At 55.7% G+C, this 19,523-nt stretch carries 18 protein-coding genes; 12 read left to right on the top strand and 6 right to left on the bottom strand.

The features are described 5' to 3' along the window. The first annotated feature begins 8 nt into the window (after positions 1-8). Positions 9-701, top strand: a complete 693-nt coding sequence (locus EDC90_RS15330) for a GNAT family N-acetyltransferase (RefSeq protein WP_132313170.1) — start codon at positions 9-11, stop codon at positions 699-701. After that, the gene (locus tag EDC90_RS15335; RefSeq protein ID WP_132313172.1) at positions 698-910 is read left to right on the top strand and encodes a hypothetical protein; all 213 of its coding nucleotides are present in this window, start codon (positions 698-700) and stop codon (positions 908-910) included. The genes EDC90_RS15330 and EDC90_RS15335 overlap by 4 nt, the downstream gene beginning before the upstream one ends. On the opposite strand, the gene EDC90_RS15340 is transcribed toward EDC90_RS15335, so the two are convergent. After that, the gene (locus EDC90_RS15340; protein WP_132313174.1) at positions 907-2,403 is read right to left on the bottom strand and encodes a UbiD family decarboxylase; all 1,497 of its coding nucleotides are present in this window, start codon (positions 2,401-2,403) and stop codon (positions 907-909) included. The genes EDC90_RS15335 and EDC90_RS15340 overlap by 4 nt on opposite strands. A 109-nt stretch (positions 2,404-2,512) precedes the next feature. Between EDC90_RS15340 and ubiT the strand changes: the two genes are divergently transcribed. Genes ubiT through ubiV form a run of 3 tightly spaced genes read left to right on the top strand, consistent with a single transcriptional unit; the run spans position 2,513 to position 4,901 of the window. Continuing rightward, positions 2,513-3,019 carry a ubiquinone anaerobic biosynthesis accessory factor UbiT gene (gene ubiT / locus EDC90_RS15345; protein WP_132313176.1) on the top strand — a complete coding sequence of 169 codons (507 nt, stop codon included), beginning with the start codon at positions 2,513-2,515 and terminating at the stop codon, positions 3,017-3,019. Continuing rightward, entirely contained in the window at positions 3,010-3,987 is a 978-nt protein-coding gene (gene ubiU / locus EDC90_RS15350) for a ubiquinone anaerobic biosynthesis protein UbiU (protein ID WP_132313178.1), read from the top strand. The genes ubiT and ubiU overlap by 10 nt, the downstream gene beginning before the upstream one ends. After that, positions 3,978-4,901, top strand: a complete 924-nt coding sequence (gene ubiV / locus EDC90_RS15355; protein ID WP_245511079.1) for a ubiquinone anaerobic biosynthesis protein UbiV — start codon at positions 3,978-3,980, stop codon at positions 4,899-4,901. Before ubiU ends, ubiV begins: the two co-directional genes overlap by 10 nt. Here ubiV and EDC90_RS15360 read toward each other — a convergent pair whose 3' ends face one another. From EDC90_RS15360 to EDC90_RS15370, 3 genes are all read right to left on the bottom strand, one after another. Further along, on the bottom strand, positions 4,902-5,942 hold the full coding sequence (locus tag EDC90_RS15360; protein ID WP_132313180.1) for a nickel/cobalt transporter: 1,041 nt from the start codon (positions 5,940-5,942) through the stop codon (positions 4,902-4,904). Next, a complete protein-coding gene (locus EDC90_RS15365; RefSeq protein WP_132313182.1) occupies positions 5,933-6,589 on the bottom strand; it encodes a DUF1007 family protein in 657 nt (218 codons plus the stop codon). The genes EDC90_RS15360 and EDC90_RS15365 overlap by 10 nt, the downstream gene beginning before the upstream one ends. Before the next feature lie 83 nt (positions 6,590-6,672). Beyond that, the gene (locus EDC90_RS15370; RefSeq protein WP_132313184.1) at positions 6,673-7,572 is read right to left on the bottom strand and encodes a LysR family transcriptional regulator; all 900 of its coding nucleotides are present in this window, start codon (positions 7,570-7,572) and stop codon (positions 6,673-6,675) included. Positions 7,573-8,111: 539 nt separating this feature from the next. Between EDC90_RS15370 and odc2 the strand changes: the two genes are divergently transcribed. Continuing rightward, positions 8,112-9,245 (top strand): ornithine/lysine decarboxylase, encoded by a 1,134-nt coding sequence (gene odc2, locus EDC90_RS15375; protein ID WP_132313186.1) that lies wholly within the window; start codon positions 8,112-8,114, stop codon positions 9,243-9,245. Between the two features lie 127 nt (positions 9,246-9,372). Next, on the top strand, positions 9,373-9,972 hold the full coding sequence (locus EDC90_RS15380; protein ID WP_132313188.1) for a GNAT family N-acetyltransferase: 600 nt from the start codon (positions 9,373-9,375) through the stop codon (positions 9,970-9,972). A gap of 163 nt (positions 9,973-10,135) precedes the next feature. Here EDC90_RS15380 and EDC90_RS15385 read toward each other — a convergent pair whose 3' ends face one another. Next, positions 10,136-11,221, bottom strand: coding sequence for a lysine-2,3-aminomutase-like protein (locus EDC90_RS15385; protein WP_132313190.1), 1,086 nt, complete (start codon positions 11,219-11,221; stop codon positions 10,136-10,138). 97 nt (positions 11,222-11,318) lie between these two features. Continuing rightward, complete coding sequence (locus EDC90_RS15390; RefSeq protein ID WP_132313192.1) at positions 11,319-12,353, bottom strand: LacI family DNA-binding transcriptional regulator; 1,035 nt, start codon at positions 12,351-12,353, stop codon at positions 11,319-11,321. Positions 12,354-12,654: 301 nt separating this feature from the next. Between EDC90_RS15390 and EDC90_RS15395 the strand changes: the two genes are divergently transcribed. From EDC90_RS15395 to EDC90_RS15415, 5 genes are all read left to right on the top strand, one after another. Next, positions 12,655-14,010 (top strand): ABC transporter substrate-binding protein, encoded by a 1,356-nt coding sequence (locus EDC90_RS15395; protein WP_132313194.1) that lies wholly within the window; start codon positions 12,655-12,657, stop codon positions 14,008-14,010. Positions 14,011-14,243: 233 nt separating this feature from the next. Then, the gene (locus EDC90_RS15400; protein ID WP_132313196.1) at positions 14,244-15,254 is read left to right on the top strand and encodes a carbohydrate ABC transporter permease; all 1,011 of its coding nucleotides are present in this window, start codon (positions 14,244-14,246) and stop codon (positions 15,252-15,254) included. A 1-nt stretch (position 15,255) separates the two neighbouring features. After that, positions 15,256-16,401 carry a carbohydrate ABC transporter permease gene (locus tag EDC90_RS15405; protein ID WP_132313198.1) on the top strand — a complete coding sequence of 382 codons (1,146 nt, stop codon included), beginning with the start codon at positions 15,256-15,258 and terminating at the stop codon, positions 16,399-16,401. Positions 16,402-16,443: 42 nt separating this feature from the next. Next, positions 16,444-18,111: an alpha-glucosidase family protein gene (locus EDC90_RS15410; protein ID WP_132313200.1), complete on the top strand. Its 1,668-nt coding sequence runs from the start codon at positions 16,444-16,446 to the stop codon at positions 18,109-18,111. 17 nt (positions 18,112-18,128) lie between these two features. Continuing rightward, positions 18,129-19,226 (top strand): ABC transporter ATP-binding protein, encoded by a 1,098-nt coding sequence (locus tag EDC90_RS15415; protein ID WP_132313202.1) that lies wholly within the window; start codon positions 18,129-18,131, stop codon positions 19,224-19,226. Positions 19,227-19,523 lie beyond the last annotated feature (297 nt).

The following is a 19,523-nucleotide window of genomic DNA, read 5'->3' on the forward strand; positions in this document are numbered from 1 at the left end:
ATAACGTCATGGCGGACTTGTCTGATTTTTCACCGCGACTTCGCCCGCAGCCTGTTCATCAGCGCGGGCTCTATGTAACGGTCGAACCCTACAGTCCCGAGGACCACGCCGAGCGCTTATGGCTTGCCCTTGGTGGCTCGCCTGATGCGGTCAGTGCGTTACTTCATTTCTTTCCACAGGCCGATTTTTCCAGCTATTCCGGATTTACCGACTGGCTTTCGCATCAAAACGACAGTGGTTCATGGATCACGCGAGTTTTCAGAAAGACCGGTGACGGCGCTGTTGTCGGCATGGCCAGCTATATGCGCATCGACGAAAACAATGGATCGATTGAGGTCGGTTCGGTTGCGCACGGATCGGAGATGCAGCGCTCTGCAATGGCGACGGAAGCGCATTATCTTCTGGCGCGTCACATTTTCGATGATCTCGGCTATCGGCGCTATGAGTGGAAGTGTCACAACGACAATGCGAAGAGCCATGCTGCGGCGAAGAGGCTGGGGTTCACTTTTGAAGGTATTTTCCGGCAGCATATCATTGCCAAGGGCCGAAATCGCGATACTGCCTGGTATTCTATGATTGATGGTGAATGGCCGGAACGGCGCCGTGCATTTGAGGCCTGGCTCGCGCCCGGTAACTTCAATGCGGACGGAACCCAGAAAAAGAGCCTTGAAAGTTTTCGCAAAGAAGGGAGCCAGCGATGAGTGAACCGGCCACAAGTCGCTCAACACTGATTGCCGCAGCGCTCATCTTTGCCGGTATGCTGCTGGGTGGTTACTTCCTGCCTGATATCGTCAATTTCGTCGCGCAGTTTTCACCATGGCTTGCCGTTGGCGTTGGTATTCTTTTTGTGCTCGCCGTGTTTTTCGTCTTCTGGCTCAGAGCACGATATCAGCGCCGTCACGAGCGTTAATCGAGGCCCAGCTCCTGCCAGACGTTGTCGATTCGCTGGCTGACATCCGGCGACATCTTCAAGGTCTCCCCCCACTCCCGGTCGGTTTCAGTGCCGATTTTGGTCGTTGCATCCAACCCCAGCTTGCCGCCGAGGCCTGCTTTCGGCGATGCAAAATCGAGATAGTCGATCGGCGTATTTTCAATCATCATGGTATCGCGCGCGGCATCGAACCGCGTCGAAAGCGCCCAGATCACGTCCTTCCAGTCGCGTACATTGATATCGCCATCCACGACGATGATCAGCTTGGTCATGTTGAACTGGGAGAGCATGGACCAAAGCCCCATCATGACCCGCCGCGCCTGTCCGGGATAACGCTTGTCGATAGCGATCACGATTGCGCGGTATGAGCAGGCCTCCGGAGGCAGATAAATGTCCGTCACCTCGGAAAACTGCTGTTTGACGAGCGGTATGAACAGCTCATTCATCGCCTCGCCCAGAACCGATGGCTCGTCCGGCGGGCGCCCGGTATAGGTGGACAGGTAAACCGGTTTTTTCCGCATCGTAATAGCGGAAAGCGTGACGACCGGGAACCGTTCAACTGCGTTGAAATAACCGGTGTGATCGCCATAAGGGCCTTCGTCAGCTTCTTCCGTTGCAGAAACGCTGCCTTCGAGCACGATCTCCGCGTTCGCCGGAACCGGCAAAGGCTGGGTCACGCCACTGGCGATACGGGTTTTCTGTCCATTCAGAACGCCGGCGAAATCCAGTTCGCTCATGCCCTCCGGAAGTGGCATCACCGCAGAGAGTATCGTGGCGGGATCGGCGCCGATGGCGATGGTCACGGGCATATCCTTGCCCGCTGCCTTCCATGAACGGAAATGCTTGGCGCCGCCGCGTTGTGACAACCAGCGCATGATGAGCCGGTGCCCGTCCAGGACTTGCATTCTGTAGATGCCGACATTGATATCATTGGGATTATAGTGATCGCGCGTGATGACCAGCGGCCAGGTGACAAGCGGTGCCGGTTCACCGGGCCAGCACCACTGAACCGGCAGGCGATTCAGATCGGCCTCTTCGCCGCGCCAGATGATGGCCTGAGAAGGGGCGTGGCTTTGGGTCTTGCTGCCGAGCGACAGGGCGGAGCGCAGGAGTGGCAGACTGCCCATGGCCTCTCGGAAACTGGCTGGAGGGTGCGGCGATTTCAGAGCGCTTAAAAGCGCTGCAAGCTTGCCGATTTCACCGGATTTCAGCCCGAATCCCCATTCGATCCGCTCGCGCGTTCCAAAGAGGTTGGCGACAAGCGGGATCGGGCTGATGTCACCGCGATCATTCACTGGTTGTTCGAAATAGAGCACCGGTCCGCCTTTTTGCAGAACGCGCCGGTGTATCTCTGTGATTTCGTGTTTAAGAGCGACAGGGCGGGTGATGCGCTTGAGCCTTCCCCGCTTTTCCAGCGTGGTCAGGAAGTCCTGAAGGCCGTCATAGCGGCGCGGCTGCGTGTCATGTTTCATGTGCCATCAATGGCTTTGAGAAAAGCGGCGGTCTTTGCGCTAGCTCAAATCGCTGTCGCCTGACAGTCGATAGTTTGCGGACCATGAAAGCTTAGCGAAAGACAAGACAATGCAGTTACCGCCCGTCCTCGCAATTCCATTCGATCTGGTCCCCATTCCGTTGGCGGAAAGGACCGCCAACATGTTGCTGAAACGTCTGATGCGTCAGCATCCCGGTTTGTTTGAGCGTCTGGGTGAGCACAAGTCCAAGCGTTTTGCCTTTCGCCCGGCAGACCTGCCATTCACCTTTCTGATCGAACCGGCAGAAGAAACGGTAACGGTTTTACGCTGCGACGCCGAAATCCATGCCGACGCTGTTATCGAAGGGCCATTCTTTATTCTTCTGGCGCTGATGGAAGGGCGTCTCGATGGCGATGCACTGTTCTTCTCCCGTGACCTGCTTGTCAGCGGTGACATGGAGGCAATGCTGGCCCTTCGCAATGCGCTGGATGACTGCGACATCGATCTGCCGAAAGACCTTTCAACGCTTGCCGGGCCTTTTGCCCCGATGGTGGCGCATACGGCAGCCCGCATTCGTGGAAAAGTGCTCTTTGAGGAGCCGCGATCATGGAACTGATTTGCCCGGCGGGAACGCCGTCTGCCTTTCGCGCGGCGGTCGAGGCGGGCGCCGATGCGGTTTACTGCGGATTTCGTGATGAAACCAATGCCCGCAACTTTCCGGGGCTGAACTTTTCCCGCGATGAACTGCGAGACGCCATTGTCTATGCCCATCAGCACGGGACGAAAGTGTTGGTGGCGCTGAATACCTTCATGCGCGCGGGTGCGGAGGACATCTGGTATCAGGGGGCTGCCGATGCTTCCAGGCTGGGCGCCGATGCGCTGATCCTCGCCGATTTCGGCCTGATGGCGCATGTTGCAGAGCATTACCCGGAGCAGCGTCTTCATGTTTCGGTTCAGGCTTCTGCCTCCAATCCGGAAGCGATCAGCTTTCTTGTGGACGCTTTCAACGCAAAAAGGGTCGTATTGCCGCGTACGTTGACGATTGCCGACATTGCGCGGATCGGCAAGTCCGTGAAATGCGAAATCGAAGTCTTCGTGTTCGGTGGCCTTTGCGTGATGGCGGAAGGCCGCTGTTCACTCTCCTCCTATGCAACGGGAAAGTCTCCGAACATGAATGGCGTATGCTCACCGGCCAGCCATGTGCGCTATCGCCGCGAGGGCACTGACATGGTTTCCGAGCTTGGTGGCTACACCATCAATCGCTTTGGTGATGGTGAGGCGGCGGGATATCCGACGCTTTGCAAGGGGCGGTTCGATGTGGGGGAAGCCTGTGGCTATGCCTTTGAAGACCCGGTTTCTCTGGATGTGATGAGCGAGATTGATGCGCTGCGTGCAGCTGGCGTTTCTGCTCTGAAGATTGAGGGGCGCCAGCGCGGTAAAGCCTATGTGGCTGAAGTCGTCTCGACACTGAAGAAGGCGCTGGATGCCGCACCGGAAGACCGCGCAGCATTGCTGGCGCGTCTTAAGGGCCTGTCGGAAGGCGGAAAGACAACATCCGGCGCTTATGAAAAGAAATGGCGGTAAAAATGGAAGACGCAAAGCTCACGCTCGGCCCGGTCTATTATCTTTGGGAAGGTGAGAAATGGCGGGATTTTTATTTCCGCATCGCCGATGAAGCGCCGGTCTCGCGTGTCGTCGTCGGGGAGACCGTCTGCTCAAAGCGCCAGCATTTCATCGAACCCTACATGGCTGATGTCATCGAGCGGCTTGAGGCCGCGGGCAAAGAGGTCGTGCTGTCCACCTATGCACTTGTGACGCTGAATCGCGAAGTGCGACAGATCCGGGATATGGCTGAGGACCTGACATACATGGTTGAGGCCAATGACCTTTCGGCGCTGAGTTTTCTGAAAGATCGTGCATATACGGTTGGCCCGCTGGTGAATGTTTATAATGCGCCCACGGCGCGGCTTCTTTGCCAGCGCGGAGCGACCGCGATTTGCTTGCCGCCGGAGTTGCCGCTGTCGTCGATTGAGGCTATCGCTGCCGAGAAGCCCGGGCTCGACCTTGAAGTTTTCGCCTTCGGCCGAACGCCTCTTGCGATTTCTGCCCGGTGCGCGCACGCCCGTTCGAAAGGCAAAATCAAAGATAATTGCCAGTTCGTCTGCAAAGACGATCCTGACGGGCTGACGGTACGAACACTCGACCGGCAGCCATTCCTCGCCCTCAATGGCGTGCAGACTGTGTCACACACCTGTCAGGCGCTTCTGGGCGAGATGGGGGGGCTGGCGGAGGCAGGCATTGCCCGCTTCCGCCTGTCGCCACAGGATTGCGATATGATTGCCGTCTCAAAAATCTACCGCGCTGTGCTGGATGGACGTACCGAAACCGGAGCAGCCCTGGAGCAGCTGAGGGCTGTGTATCCTGCCGCGCCGCTTTCCAATGGCTTTCTTTACGGCAAAGAAGGTGCAGCCTTCGTCGCGGCAGCACGTTCGGCCTGATTATCCGGTCAGAGAGGCCGCAAAAAGTACCAGCCCCATGAGCATCACGGTCATCGCACCGGCGATTTCGATTGTATAGCCAATCACCTTGCCGCGTCTGCTCTCGCGCCCGGCAAGGCGCACCGCAACGCCCTTGGCCGAAACGGCTAGAATCGCAAGCACGGATACCGTGATGGCCGTGCCGATGGACATGGCGAAGACCGAGGCAACACCGCCGACAACAAGGCCATTCAACAGTGCGAAAGTGAGGACGATGAGCGCACCTGAACAAGGCCGCATGCCGATCGCCAAAATAGCTGAGCCAGCGCCCTTCCAGTCGAAACTCCTGCCGCCAAGGGCAGAGGGGTCCGGCATATGCTGGTGGCCACAGCCGCAATTCGGGCCATGAACGTGGTTGTCGGAAACTTCCAGCGCCTGAAACCGGCTCTGGCCATTCTGGTTTCCAACCATATCGATGCCGCTGGCAAATTGCATTTTTCCAACGGAAGATTTGCCGAAAAAGATCGAGCGGGTTTTGGAAAACAAAAGCCATGCGCCGAAAACGGCGACGAGCAGAAAACTCGCTCTTTCCATGAACATCGTCGCATCGCGCATGGAGACAGAGGAGCCACGTAGCACCAGATAGGCGGTTCCGACCAGCAGAACGGCTGTGACACCCTGGGCAAGTGAGGACAGAAACGAGATTAGAATTCCACGCTTCAGTTCTGTTTCATTGGCGATAAGATATGAGGAGATGACGGCCTTGCCGTGGCCGGGACCTGCTGCGTGAAACACACCATAGGCGAAAGAAAGCCCGACCAGACCAAGCACCTTCATCGGGTCATCGCGCATGGCCTTAAGGGCTGCCGTCAGGGCATGGTAAAACTGTTGCTGGTACTTGTTGATTGTGATCAGCACATGCTGCAGCGGCCCGAAAGACGAGGAAAATGACGGTTCTGCACTGCCGATGCCAAGGGGCGTTTGCGCCTGTGACACAGCGGCACCTGCAAGAAAGGCAATCAGCAGGAGAAAAAGTGGAAACAGCAGCTTGATCAGTCGCATCTTATGTCCAGCTTGGTCGCAAACAGCTTGCTCATATCGGTCGGATCACTGAAAAAGGCAGCGGTCAGTGCATCCTGGTTCTCGTTGATCACTTCGTCCGGGTCGGGCCGCAGGATCGCTTTCTTGCACTGATTGAAGGCATCGCCCATGGTGACGATGTCATCGTCGCTTTGAAAATCGATCGCTGTATAAAGTGTCGGATCATAAACGCCGAAGGTTAAGTGTCCGCTCAACTTCAGCGGTTTTGCCGGCTCTGCAGCGAAAAAAAGCAGAAGTTGTCCGTCCTTCATATCGGCATGGATGACATCCGGCTTCTTCAGTTTGACGTCTTCTCCATTGTCAGTGATCTGGGTGTAATAGTCATAGTCGCCAAGAGAATCGCGCACGGTATCGCCGATGTCGGTTAATTCATCCCCGGTCAGTTTATTGTCCATATTCGTATCGTAGTCGAGGATGACGGATGATGAAAAGAACTCGTCAAAGCGCCAGACATTCTGCAGTTGTTTAACGTAACCGTTATCATCAGCAACAACTTCAAGCCGTGCATCGACAAAGACATGCGGATGGGCGGAAGCGCTGCCGGATGAAAGCAGACCGACCGTGAAGGCTGCTGCAATGGCAGCCAGAGATCTTGTTGAACCGTCCATGATGATTCCGTGACGTGGGTCAGATGTTTTTTTCTTACGGCGAAATTGAGTCAGAAACATGCTCCCGCATCTTACCTTGCGCTTTACGCGCTGGTTTCACGAAACCATTTCGACAGGTAGTCCACGAAAGAGCGCACTTTGGCCGGAAGGTAGCGGCGCTCCGGATAAACAGCATAAATTCCGGCCCGGCGCGGAATTTGATCATCGAAAAGCGTCACAAGTTCACCGGCCGATACAGCATGGCGCGCAATGAAGTCGGGGATCAGTGCAACGCCAAGTCCCGAGCGTGCTGCGCGCATGGTTGCCATCGGCGAATTGACCTCAATCGGTCCTTTGATCGGGACGGAATAGCCACTGCCGTCGCTGCTTTCAAAGCGAAGCGTGTTATATGAGCGCGAATTGGTATCGATGATGAAGGGTATGTTCGAGAGATCTGCAGGTTTTTCGAGCGGTATTTCCAGATTGTTCAGCCAGTCCGGTGATGCACAGATCCAGTTGCCGAAATCGGCCAGCTTGCGGGCAATCATAGCGGAGTCATCGAGCGTGGTAATGCGGATGGCGACGTCATATCCTTCCTCAACAAGGTCAACGAACCGGTCTTCCGCAACAATCTCCAGCGTCAGGTCTTTGTGATCGCGGGCAAAGTCGACCATCGACTGGCCGATATGGGAATCGACGAATGATCGCGGCACTGAAATGCGCAAGCGGCCACGCAGGTCGGTGTTGTTGGCACGAACTGCGTCAGAGAGATTGTCGATCTCCTGCACAATTTCTTCTGCGCGGCGATAGTAGAGAAGCCCGGCCTCGGTCAGCGAAAATTGTCGGGTTGTCCGGTTCAGCAGAAGAACACCGAGATCGTCTTCCAGCTCGCGCACATATTTCGAAAGCAGGGCTTTGGATCTCCCGGTTTTGCGGGCGGCGGCAGAGAAGCCTTCTGCTTCCACCACTTCCAGATATGCCCGCATGCGTGTCAAAGTATCCATAACCGCTCCTGATCAGCTGCCGCGAAAATTTTGTTTGAATTTTGTCAAACAGATAGCATGTTCGCGGTCGAAACTGACACGAATTTTGCGAACACGCACTTGATTTTCCAGAGCAATAAGCATATTTCTCCGCTTGCCCAAAGTCGCGCGTGCCTGTGGGTGTCCGCCGACCCTCGAATATTGGTGAGGATATCGGTATGGTACCTGGAATTAACCCCTCCAGTCGCTTCCCCGGCCAACCGGACAAGCGAGGACATCTTGAAGCAACGACGGTGCGGGCCTTTCTGGTGTCGTTCAGCTTTCCAACAGCTGAATACTCATAGAGGCACATACCATCATTGCCGGAAGTGCGGTTGGGATATCCCTCCAATCCAAGGCAGACAAAGCCGAACCTGAAACCTTTACGGGTGGGTTCTATCTTGAGCGGTCGCCGCTGCAACAATCACCGGGGTCTCCACCGGCCGGTTTTGCTGCACGGAACGATGCGCCCTTTGTCGACCCTTTTTCAAGGGTCAATGCTTCGAAAGAAGGGGGTTACCATGACCACCGAACGTATCGCGGAATTCTTCAAAACGCGCCGCCCTGAAGGGCCTTGCCTGGTTGTCGATCGCGACGTCGTGCGCGAAAACTATCAGGCGTTCCGCCATGCGCTGCCTGACAGTGCAATCTATTACGCGGTCAAGGCCAACCCTGCACCGCAAATTCTTGAGCTTCTCGCCGGTCTCGGATCAAACTTCGATTGCGCCTCTGTGGCTGAAATCGAGATGGTTCTTGAGGCTGGTGCTGGCGCCGAGCGTATTTCCTTCGGTAACACGATCAAAAAGGAGCGCGATATTGCCCGCGCTCATGCGCTCGGCGTCAACCTTTTTGCTGTCGACTGCCATGAGGAAGTTGAAAAGATTGCGCGTGCAGCACCCGGCGCAAAGGTTTTCTGCCGGGTTCTGACCGATGGAGAAGGCGCTGAATGGCCGCTTTCGCGCAAGTTTGGCTGCGTTCCGCCAATGGCTGTTGACGTTCTTGTCTATGCACACCAGCTGGGCCTGACGAGCTATGGCGTGTCGTTCCACGTTGGTTCGCAGATGACTCAGCTTGACGCATGGGATGCAGCACTTGCCGATGCCAAGCGGGTTTTTGCCCAGCTGGCCAAGCAGGGTATCGTTCTTGAGATGGTCAATATGGGCGGCGGTTTCCCGACCAAGTACCTGCGCGACGTGCCATCCGCAGAAGCTTATGGTCAGGCGATCTTTGCAGCGCTTTCACGCCATTTCGGCAACCAGTTGCCGAAGACCATCATCGAGCCGGGCCGTGGTATGGTCGGCAATGCCGGTGTCATCAAGGCTGAAGTCGTTCTGGTTTCGAAGAAGTCGGACGAAGATGCGCATCGCTGGGTTTTCCTCGATATCGGCAAATTCGGTGGTCTTGCGGAAACGATGGATGAAGCTATCCGTTATCCGATCCGCACCGAGCGCGATGAAGACGAAATGGCGCCCTGCGTGCTGGCAGGTCCGACCTGTGACAGTGCAGACGTGATGTATGAAAAGAACATGTATCCGCTGCCTCTGTCTTTGACGATCGGTGATGAAGTGCTGATTGAAGGCACCGGTGCCTATACCACGACCTATGCCTCAGTGGCTTTCAACGGGTTTGAACCGCTCAGATCCTACGTGATCTGATACCATCCCGTCATTTTCTGCACACTTGAACCCGGCGCGGTGAGAAACTGCGCCGGTTTGAGCCAGCCGGAGTGTTCATCCGCCCGGCTATCTGTTGCAATCCCGCGTTTTTTAGGGGATCAGAGTCATGCCCCATGTCTTTGAAGAAATCGTCAGCCTGTTCCAGGCACCTGCATTTGTGATCGAGCACGAAGCCGCTGTGGACGTTGTCGCGCGCGAAACCCTGCTCGACCGCGCCATGGGGCCGAAGCGAAAGAAAAAGTCATCGGAGAAACTGCGCCGCAACCGCCTTCCCGCAGAAGGGCTGGCGCTCGTTGCACGCGATGAAGACGGTCACGTTGTCGGCACAGTGCGCCTCTGGCATGTCGATGCCGGTGTTAATGCTTTTGGAAACCCTGTTCCGGCACTTCTGCTGGGTCCCCTGGCTGTCGATCCGTCAATGGCAGGTAAAGGTGCAGGTTCTGCGCTGATGCGGGCCGCCATCGACGCTGCACGCAAACGCGGCCATGGTGCGATTTTGCTGGTTGGCGATCCTGAATACTACGCGCGTTTCGGCTTTTCTGCCGGTAAAGCGCAGCATCTGGTTATGCCCGGCCCGTTCGAGCGGCATCGTTTTCTGGGCCTTGAGCTGAAGAAGGACTGGCTTGCCGGTGCCTGCGGGGTTCTCGTGGCAACCGGAACCCGGCTGTCGGTCCGTCGCGGGAAGAGCGAGCGCCGCGCCGCCTGATATCTAAATAAAAAGTGGATGTGAGATTCACATTCGCAGCTTGCCGGAACGTGTCCGACGAACTTGTCCCCCGTGTCCCGAAGCATGTCAGCTTAGTCTGTTTTGGTTTGAGCGCGGGGTTTTCTTTTTAGCCATCATGTTGGCTGGAGCGGTGTTATTGCTGTCAGTCTTGATCCGCTGCGATCTCTTCATAGTGGTGGGGTTGTCCGCAATAATCCGTCACTGTGAAACTACCGTCATCATTTTCCGAAAGGTAAGTCGGGCCGATGGGAACCTTTCCGTGCCCGCCGGGAATATCGAGCACATAAGCCGGCTGGCAGAGGCCTGAAACACGGCCACGCAAAGCCCGCATGATCTGCTGACCGCGCCGGATGCTGACGTGAAAATGGCCGACACCGCGGGCTTTGTCGAGCTGATGCAGATAATAGGGTTTGACCCGGTTGGCGACCAGCTTGCGGAACAGGTCAGCCAGCGTATCCGCATCGTCATTGACGCCTTTCAGCAAAACGGTTTGAGAAAAGAGCGGAACGCCGTTGTTCACCAGTTTCGCAAGCCCTCCTAAAACATCGGGCGTCAGTTCGTTTGCATGGTTGACGTGAATGACAAAATGCACGGCCTTGCCGGATTTTCTCAAGGCTTCAACGAGGTCCGCTGTAATGCGTTTCGGATCGGCCAACGGGGCGCGGGTGTGCAAGCGGATCACGGCCACGTGGTCGATTGTGCCGAGAGCTTCCATCAGCGCTTGAAGGCGGCGATCAGAGAGAACAAGCGGATCTCCGCCGGAAAGAATCACCTCCCAGATGCTTTCTGTCTTGCGGATATAGCTGAGCGCGTCATCCATCGCTCCGCGGTTCAGCGCTTCTTCGGGGTGCCCGACTTTTTCGCGCCGGAAGCAGAAGCGGCAATAAACCATGCAGGTGTGTGTGGGTTTCAGCAAAACACGATCAGGATAGCGGTGGGTGACGCCTTTTGCCTTCTCATAAACAGCGTCGCCGATCGGGTCTTCCATATCGTCAGCTTTGAAGGAAAGCTCCCGACCGTCAGGAATATACTGCACGAACACGGGATCATCGTTACGCGCGCCAGACAACTGATCGATGATGTGTGGCGTAAGTCGAACGGAGAAGCTGGCTTCTACCACCTGAATTGTTTCGCTGTGTTCAGCAGGCACAAGACCTGTTTCGATAAGTCCTTTTGCGCCGGTGATCGCTTTGCTGCCCGATCCTCGTTTTCTGGCACGCTGTTCCATTGGCCCTTCCGCTGCTTTCTCTCAACGCGCAGAAGCAGTGCGGGATGGGTTTTGTCAACAGAAAGCGCGGCAGAAACAAAGCAGGCTGGCAATCCCTTCAGGCTTTTTCCTTCACCGGAACCGGTCCGGTGGAGGCGCGCAAGACCAGCTCGGGGCGCCAGAGTTCCTGAAAATCATCGGTTTCTTCGCCATTGATACGCTGGATAAGGCGTTCGGCAATGCGCTTTCCCGCCGTGCGCAGCGATGAACGCGTTGTCGTCAGCGGAACGGTAAAATGCTCCGGCCGCAGAACCGGCAGAACGTCGTCATAAGAGATCAGCGAAACATCGCGACCGATCTGTTTGCCAGCCTGGTTTGCAGCGCGCACAACGCCGAGCGCCTGCACCATGCTGGCGCAAAGCATAGCCGTTGGTGGATCAGGCTGCGCCATAAAACCAGTCGCTGCCCGTTGTCCGGCTTCTTCTGTCATGGTGGTAGAGCAGTGCAGCAGAGGATCAAATGACAGACCCATCTCCTGCATGGCTTTAAGCGCGCCATTACGGCGGCGTACCGCAAAGCCCAGCGTCTCGTCGCCATTGATCAATCCGATGCGGCGATGGCCCAGTTGCAGCAGCAAACGCACGGCCTCGTAAAAGGCAGCTTCATTGTCAACATCGAGAAACGGATAAGGATGGGGCGCGGAAAAGAAGCGGCCATGAACAATAAATGGCAGGCCGAGGCTTTCCATCAGGTCGATGCGCGAATCATTTTCGCGAATATAAGCCAGGCACAGCCCGTCGACATTGCCACCGGTGGCCAGTGTCACAAGGCCGGATACTTCGTCCGCCGGGTCGGAGGGCATGACGACGAGATGGAAGTCTTTCGCGCGCGCCGTCTCGCCGACGCCACTCAGAAACTCTCCGAAGTGGAGGTCGGACATTGCTTCCGCGCCAACCGGCATCAGGAGCCCAATGGAACCGGCCTTGCCGGTTGCAAGGTGTTGTGCCGTGCGATTGGGGCGGTAACCCGTCTCTCTTGCTGCACGTAAAACGCGCTCGCGGGTTGCCGCGTTGACCTCCGGATAGCCATTCAGCGCCCGGCTTACGGTGGTCGGGGAAAGGCCGAGCCGCGCCGATAGTTCTTTGAGATTCACACTCTTATCCTCCCTTGCGCCGGGAAAATATGTTCAGGACGAAAATAGGACATTTTTTCCAAAGCGCTTTGACTTTGTACCAAGCGTTCCGGCTTGTCGGAAAGTCATTTTTGTTTGAATGCTGAAAAAAATTATCCGAATATCGCCAATCTGCGCAAAATTTAGGTTCATTATAACGAAAGGGGTTGACTCAAAGCGGCGACAAGAGAATTCTCTAACCTTGTCAAAGCGCTTTGGAAAAGTCGCTCTTAGACAGTTGTGACCCGTTTGAGGGGGTCAAATGTGATGGGAGGTAAATCACATGAATAAAGTTCTCATGACCGGCGTGGCCGCACTCGCGCTTTCTGCGAGCGTCGCTGGCGCAGCCGATCTTAAATTCGCGCCCGGTGAAGATGCAAAGTTCAACTGGGATAGTTACAACCAGTTTGCAGATTCTCATGATCTGAGTGGTCAGACCCTGACGATCTTTGGGCCGTGGCTTGGCCCGGACAAAGATCTCTTTGTCAGCATTCTGAATTATTTCGAAGAAGCCACCGGGGCCAATGTTGAATATTCCGGCTCTGATTCCTTCGAACAGCAGATCGTGATCGACACGCAGGCCGGCAGCCCGGCCAACATTGCCGTGTTCCCGCAGCCCGGCCTTGCCGCAGACCTTGCCGCCAAGGGGTTTCTGACCAAGCTCAAGCCGCAGGTCGGTGAGTTCCTGGAAGAAAACTATGCTGCCGGTCAGTCCTGGGTTGATCTGTCGACCTATGCCGGACCGGACGGTGAAGAGGGCCTTTACGTTTTCCCGTATAAAGCAGACCTGAAATCGCTCGTCTGGTATGTGCCGGACAACTTTGATGATGCCGGCTATGAAGTGCCGGAAACCATGGAAGATCTGAAGGCGCTGACCGAGCAGATCGTTGCAGATGGCGGTACACCCTGGTGCATCGGTCTTGGTTCGGGCGGCGCAACCGGCTGGCCGGCAACGGACTGGGTCGAAGACATGATGCTGCGCACGCAGCCGCCGGAAGTTTATGACCAGTGGGTTACGAACGAAATCCCGTTCAATGATCCGCGTGTTGTCAACGCGATTGATGAATTCGGCTGGTTTGCCAAGAACGACAAGTTCGTTGACGGTGGCTCTGCTGCTGTTTCTGCAACTGACTTCCGCGACAGCCCGAAGGGCCTCTTCGATTCGCCGCCGAAGTGCTACATGCACAAGATGGCGTCGTTCATTCCGTCCTTCTTCCCGGAAGGGATTGAGCTCGGTCTTGATGCCGACTTCTTCTACTTCCCGTCCTATGAAGGTGAGGATCTTGGTAAACCGGTTCTCGGTGCCGGTACGTTGTTTGGTATCACCAATGACAGCCCGGCTGCCGAAGCCTTTATTCAGTTCCTGGAAACCCCGATTGCGCACGAAGTCTGGATGGCCCAGTCAGGCTTCCTGACACCGTTCAAGGGTGCGAACCCGGAAGCTTATGCCAACGACACAATGCGCGGTGAAGGTGAAATTCTCACCGAAGCCACGACCTTCCGTTTTGATGGTTCTGACCTGATGCCCGGTAAGGTGGGTGCAGGCGCTTTCTGGACCGGCATGATCGATTATGTCGGTGGCAAGTCTGCAGAGCAGGCTGCAACCGAAATCCAGAAGTCCTGGGACGCGATCAAGTAACAATCGTCAGATCCGGCTAAATCTGTCATACTGCGCCGGGCCCGTTGGGCCCGGTTGCATCTGACCTCCTTCGGCAGGGCAGGGACAGCGCGGGACCATATCAGGTCATTGGCATGTCCGTTTTGCGCCCTGTGCAGGAACAGCGCTCCGGGACGGCGAAAGAACCTTAATAAAACAATGAGCAGAGCGGACTGGTCGTCAAGACTGCACACCGTTCTAGGGAGTTGAAGGGCGTGGAACAAATAATCAAAGCCTTGGTGGCCGTCGTCATTGGCGTTGCCGTTGCCGTGGCCTATTTCTATGGCTCCAACAAGCTGCTTGACCTGATTTTCCCGTCTAATACGAAGGAGCCGGGCCGGGGTGCCAGAAACCTGCGTATTTCCGGAATGATCAGGCCGTGGCTGTTTCTCGGGCCTGCATTGCTGTCACTTTCGGTTTATCTGATCTATCCGATCGTCGCGTCAGTTGACTATTCACTGCACGGTCCGGCCGGAGATCAGTTTGTCGGTCTGGCCAATTACAGATGGATGTTGTTCGATCCTGAATTCCGCCAGTCGATCTTCAACAATATGCTGTGGCTGATCTTCGTCCCGGCGATGTCGACCTTCTTCGGTCTTGTGATCGCCTGGCTGACGGATCGCATCTGGTGGGGGTCGTTCGCAAAGATGATGATCTTCATGCCGATGGCGATCTCGTTTGTTGGTGCTTCGGTCATCTGGAAGTTCGTTTACGATTATCGCGGTGAAGGCGCTGATCAGATCGGTATCCTCAATGCGATCGTCGTGTCGCTTGGCGGCGAACCGCATGTGTGGATCGCGATGCCGTTCTGGAACAATTTCTTCCTGATGGTCATCCTGCTATGGATCCAGACCGGTTTCGCCATGGTGCTGCTGTCTGCTGCGCTGCGGGGTATCCCGGAAGAAACCATCGAAGCAGCCGTCATCGACGGTGCCAATGGTTTCCAGATTTTCTTCAAGATCATGATCCCGCAGATTTACAACACGATCGCCGTGGTCTGGACGACGATTACGATCATCGTACTGAAAATCTTCGATATCGTTCTGGCGATGACCAACGGGCAATGGAATACGCAAGTGCTGGCCAATCTTATGTTTGACTGGATGTTCAGAGGTGGCGGTGATTTCGGTCGCGGTGCAGCCATCGCAATCGTGATCATGGTTCTCGTGATTCCGATCATGATCTGGAACATCCGCAACGCCAATAAAGAGATGGAGGGCCGCTGATATGTATGCACACAAAAGGTCCCCGCTCGTCTGGTTCTCTCACATTACCGTTTTGTTGCTCGTCGTACTCTGGACGGTTCCGACCTTCGGGCTTCTGGTCACGTCTTTCCGGGACAAGGATCAGATTGTTGCTTCCGGCTGGTGGACGGCCCTGTCGACATCGACACAGAACCTGATTTACCGCACACCCGGTGCTGATGGTCAGGTTGAAGAAGACGGCGTTTATGTCATCAGTGGGAATGCGCTGGAAGGCAGCGCGGGAGAGGTCGCCAGCTTTGGTACATCATCTCTGCGCCCGTCCGAATATGAAGTCGGACAGACTGTCGATATCGATGATGGGCAAACGCTGACTGTTGACGAAAATGGCGATTACCGGATGGTCTCGCAAGAGCCGTTCGAAGGCCGGCGCGGTCAGCGCATTTTCGTGACTGCTGAAATTCCGCCACGCTTCACGCTGGAGAACTATCGCAACGTTCTGACATCAGAAGGGATCGGACAATCCTTCCTGAATTCGCTGACCGTTGCCATTCCTTCAACCATCATTCCGGTTCTGGTGGCCGCTTATGCCGCCTACGCCCTGTCATGGATGAAGTTTCCGTTCCGTAATCTTTTGCTGGCGATTGTTGTCGGGCTGCTGGTTGTACCCTTGCAGATGTCACTGATTCCGCTTCTGCAGATGTACAACAAGATTGGCCAGACCTTTAACGTGCCATCGAAAACCTATGTTGGCATATGGCTTGCGCATATGGGTTTCGGTTTGCCGCTGGCCGTCTATCTGCTTCGAAACTATATCGCCGGTCTTCCGCGGGAGATCATGGAATCTGCGCGTGTGGACGGGGCGAATGATTTTACGATCTTCAACAAGATCATTCTGCCGCTTTCCTACCCGGCGTTGGCGTCCTTCGCGATCTTCCAGTTCCTCTGGACGTGGAACGACCTTCTGGTTGCGACGGTTTTCCTTGGCAACAGTGAACAGACGATTGTTCTGACGGCGCGTTTGCGTGAACTTCTGGGCTCGCGTGGCGGCAACTGGGAGATCCTAACGGCATCGGCCTTCATCTCGATCATCGTGCCACTTATCGTCTTCTTCGCCCTGCAGCGTTATCTCGTGCGTGGCCTTCTGGCCGGTTCGGTGAAGGGCGGTTGATTGCCGCCCCGCTGCCGGAGCTACAGAAATCAGGACAACATCATGACTGATAAAACAACAAAAAAAGTTGCCGTCGATAAGGATTGGTGGCGCGGAGCGGTGATCTATCAGGTCTACCCCCGCTCATTCCAGGATTCCAACGGCGATGGCATTGGTGACATCCGCGGCATAGCTGACCGGCTTGACTATATCGCCGGCCTTGGTGCGGATGCCGTCTGGATCTCGCCATTCTTCACCTCTCCGATGAAGGATTTCGGCTACGACGTTTCCAATTACACCGATATCGATCCGATGTTCGGCACACTGGCTGACTTCGATCACATGATCGAAAAGGCCCATCGTCTTGGCCTCAAGATCATGATCGATCTGGTGCTTTCGCACACTTCGGATCAGCATCCCTGGTTTGTCGAAAGCCGCTCAAGCCGGGATAACCCGAAAGCGGACTGGTATGTCTGGGCGGATGCGAACCCGGATGGATCGCCACCGAACAACTGGCTTTCACTGTTTGGCGGTTCTGCATGGCAGTGGGATTCGCGGCGCCTGCAATATTATATGCACAACTTTCTGACCTCTCAGCCGGATCTCAACTTCCACAGTGAAGAGGTTCAGCAGGCGCTTCTGGATGTCGCCCGCTTCTGGCTTGAGCGTGGCGTTGACGGTTTCCGCCTTGACACGATCAACTTCTATTTCTGCGACAAGCAGCTGAGAAGCAACCCGGCTCTGCCTGTGGAACTGCGCAATGACAGCACGGCGCCTGCGGTTAATCCTTATAACTATCAGGAACATCTTTACGACAAGAGCCAGCCGGAAAATCTCGAATTCCTGAAACGTCTGCGTGCGGTGATGGAAGAATTCCCGGCGATTGCCGCTGTCGGCGAGGTGGGCGATGCGCAGCGCGGTCATGAGATCGTAGGCGAATACACGTCCGGCGATGACAAGATGCAGATGTGTTACGCATTTGAATTTCTGGCGCCCCAGCGTGTTACGCCGAAGCGGGTGGTTGAATCGATCAATGCATTTGACGCGGCTGCGCCGGAAGGATGGGCCTGCTGGGCATTTTCCAACCACGATGTCGTTCGCCATGTGACCCGCTGGGGTGCTGGTGTTTCCGACACGGAAGCCTATGCCAAAATGCTTGGTGCCCTGCTGATGACGCTCAAAGGCTCGATCTGCCTCTATGAGGGGGAGGAGCTTGGGCTGAGCGAGGCTGATGTCGCGTTTGAAGACCTGCAGGATCCCTACGGCATTGAGTTCTGGCCGGAGTTTAAGGGGCGCGACGGTTGTCGTACGCCGATGGTCTGGCAGGCCGGAGCGGCCAATGGCGGTTTCTCTACAGCCGAGCATACATGGCTTCCGGTCGCGCATGACCATGTCATGAAAGCGGTCGATGTACAGGAGGGAAATCCCGCGTCTGTGCTTGAGCAGTATCGCCGGTTCCTCACCTTCAGGAAGGCGCATCCCGCACTGGCCAAGGGTGGCATCCGGTTCTACCCGTCAGACAATGAAGATCTGCTGATCTTCTCTCGTCACAATGACGGAGAAACGGTTCTTTGCGTTTTCAACATGTCTGAAGCGCCGATGACGGCCAGCCTGCCAGAAGGCAACTGGGCCGCCTTTACAAGCGATGATCACGGCTTCGTTTTCAAAGCCGATGGCAATTCCATCACACTTCCTGCCTGGGGCGGTTATTTCGCCCGCCACGGAGAATAAAGGGAAAGGGGCGAAAAATGACAGGCGTTACTCTCGAACAGGTTAAGAAAAAATACGGCAATGTCGAGGTTCTGCACGGGATCGATCTTGAGATCACGCCCGGCGAATTCGTGGTTTTTGTCGGGCCATCCGGCTGCGGCAAATCCACGCTTCTGCGTATGATCGCAGGGCTCGAAGACATTTCAGGTGGCAAGATTTCGATCGACGGTCAGGTCGTGAACCAGATTCCGCCGTCCAAACGCGGCATTGCCATGGTGTTTCAGACCTATGCGCTTTATCCCCATATGTCGGTATATGACAATATGGCGTTTGGTATGCGCATCGCCAAGGAAAGTAAGGAAGAGATCGACCGGCGTGTGCGTGCGGCAGCTGAAATGCTGCAGATCACGCCCTATCTCGACCGGCTCCCGAAAGCGCTTTCCGGTGGTCAGCGTCAGCGTGTGGCCATTGGGCGCGCCATTTGCCGCGATCCGAAAGTCTTTCTCTTCGATGAGCCGCTTTCGAACCTCGATGCAGCTCTGCGTGTGGCAACCCGTATCGAAATCGCCAAGCTCAACGAGTCAATGTCCGATACGACCATGATCTATGTGACACATGACCAGGTTGAGGCCATGACTCTCGCAGACAGGATTGTCGTTCTGTCCGGTGGTTACATTGAGCAGGTTGGCGCGCCGCTGGAGCTTTATGAGCGTCCGGCAAATCTGTTCGTCGCGCAGTTCATCGGCTCTCCGGCAATGAATATCATGCCGGTCACGATAACCCGCACGGGCGAAACCACGGAAGTTGAGCTGCGTGATGGTACCCGCTTTGAGGTGGCTGTCAAAACACCGGAATCGGACAAGGGCAAGAAGGCAAGCTTCGGCGTGCGGCCCGAAGATGTCCGGCAGGCCGAAGAGGGCGAGAAATATCTCTTCGAAGGCAAGGTCTCGATCAGTGAAGCGCTGGGCGAAGTCACTCTCATCTATATCGAAGGCGAACTTGTTGATGATGATCCGATCATCGTTAAACTGCCCGGTATTCACGAGGTGAAAACCGGCAGTTCGATGCGGTTCACTGCGGACGAACCAAAGCTGCATCTGTTTGATGAAAACGGAAAGAGCTATCTTTACCGTTGATCGGCTTTGCTCGCATAACGGATATGTCAGGCCCCGGTTTCACAACCGGGGCTTTTTCGTTTCCAGAACGTTCGGCAGTGCATACCGGTCGTTGGGATGCAGAGAACGATACGTCGCGAGCTTTTCAGGTCATGTGGTCTTACAAAAACGGTTGCGGGCTTGAAAAGCGCAAATGTGAACTCGAAAACGCGGTTTCGCGGTCGCTTAGAGCGTCAGGCGCGATGAATGAATCGTATGGGATTCCGTTTTTGTGTGATTTGTGATTCCTTGTGTCAAAGGAGATTTCCGATGACCCGA

It is taken from the genome of Martelella mediterranea, from assembly GCF_004342225.1.
In the GTDB taxonomy this organism is placed as follows: Bacteria; Pseudomonadota; Alphaproteobacteria; order Rhizobiales; family Rhizobiaceae; genus Martelella; species Martelella mediterranea_B.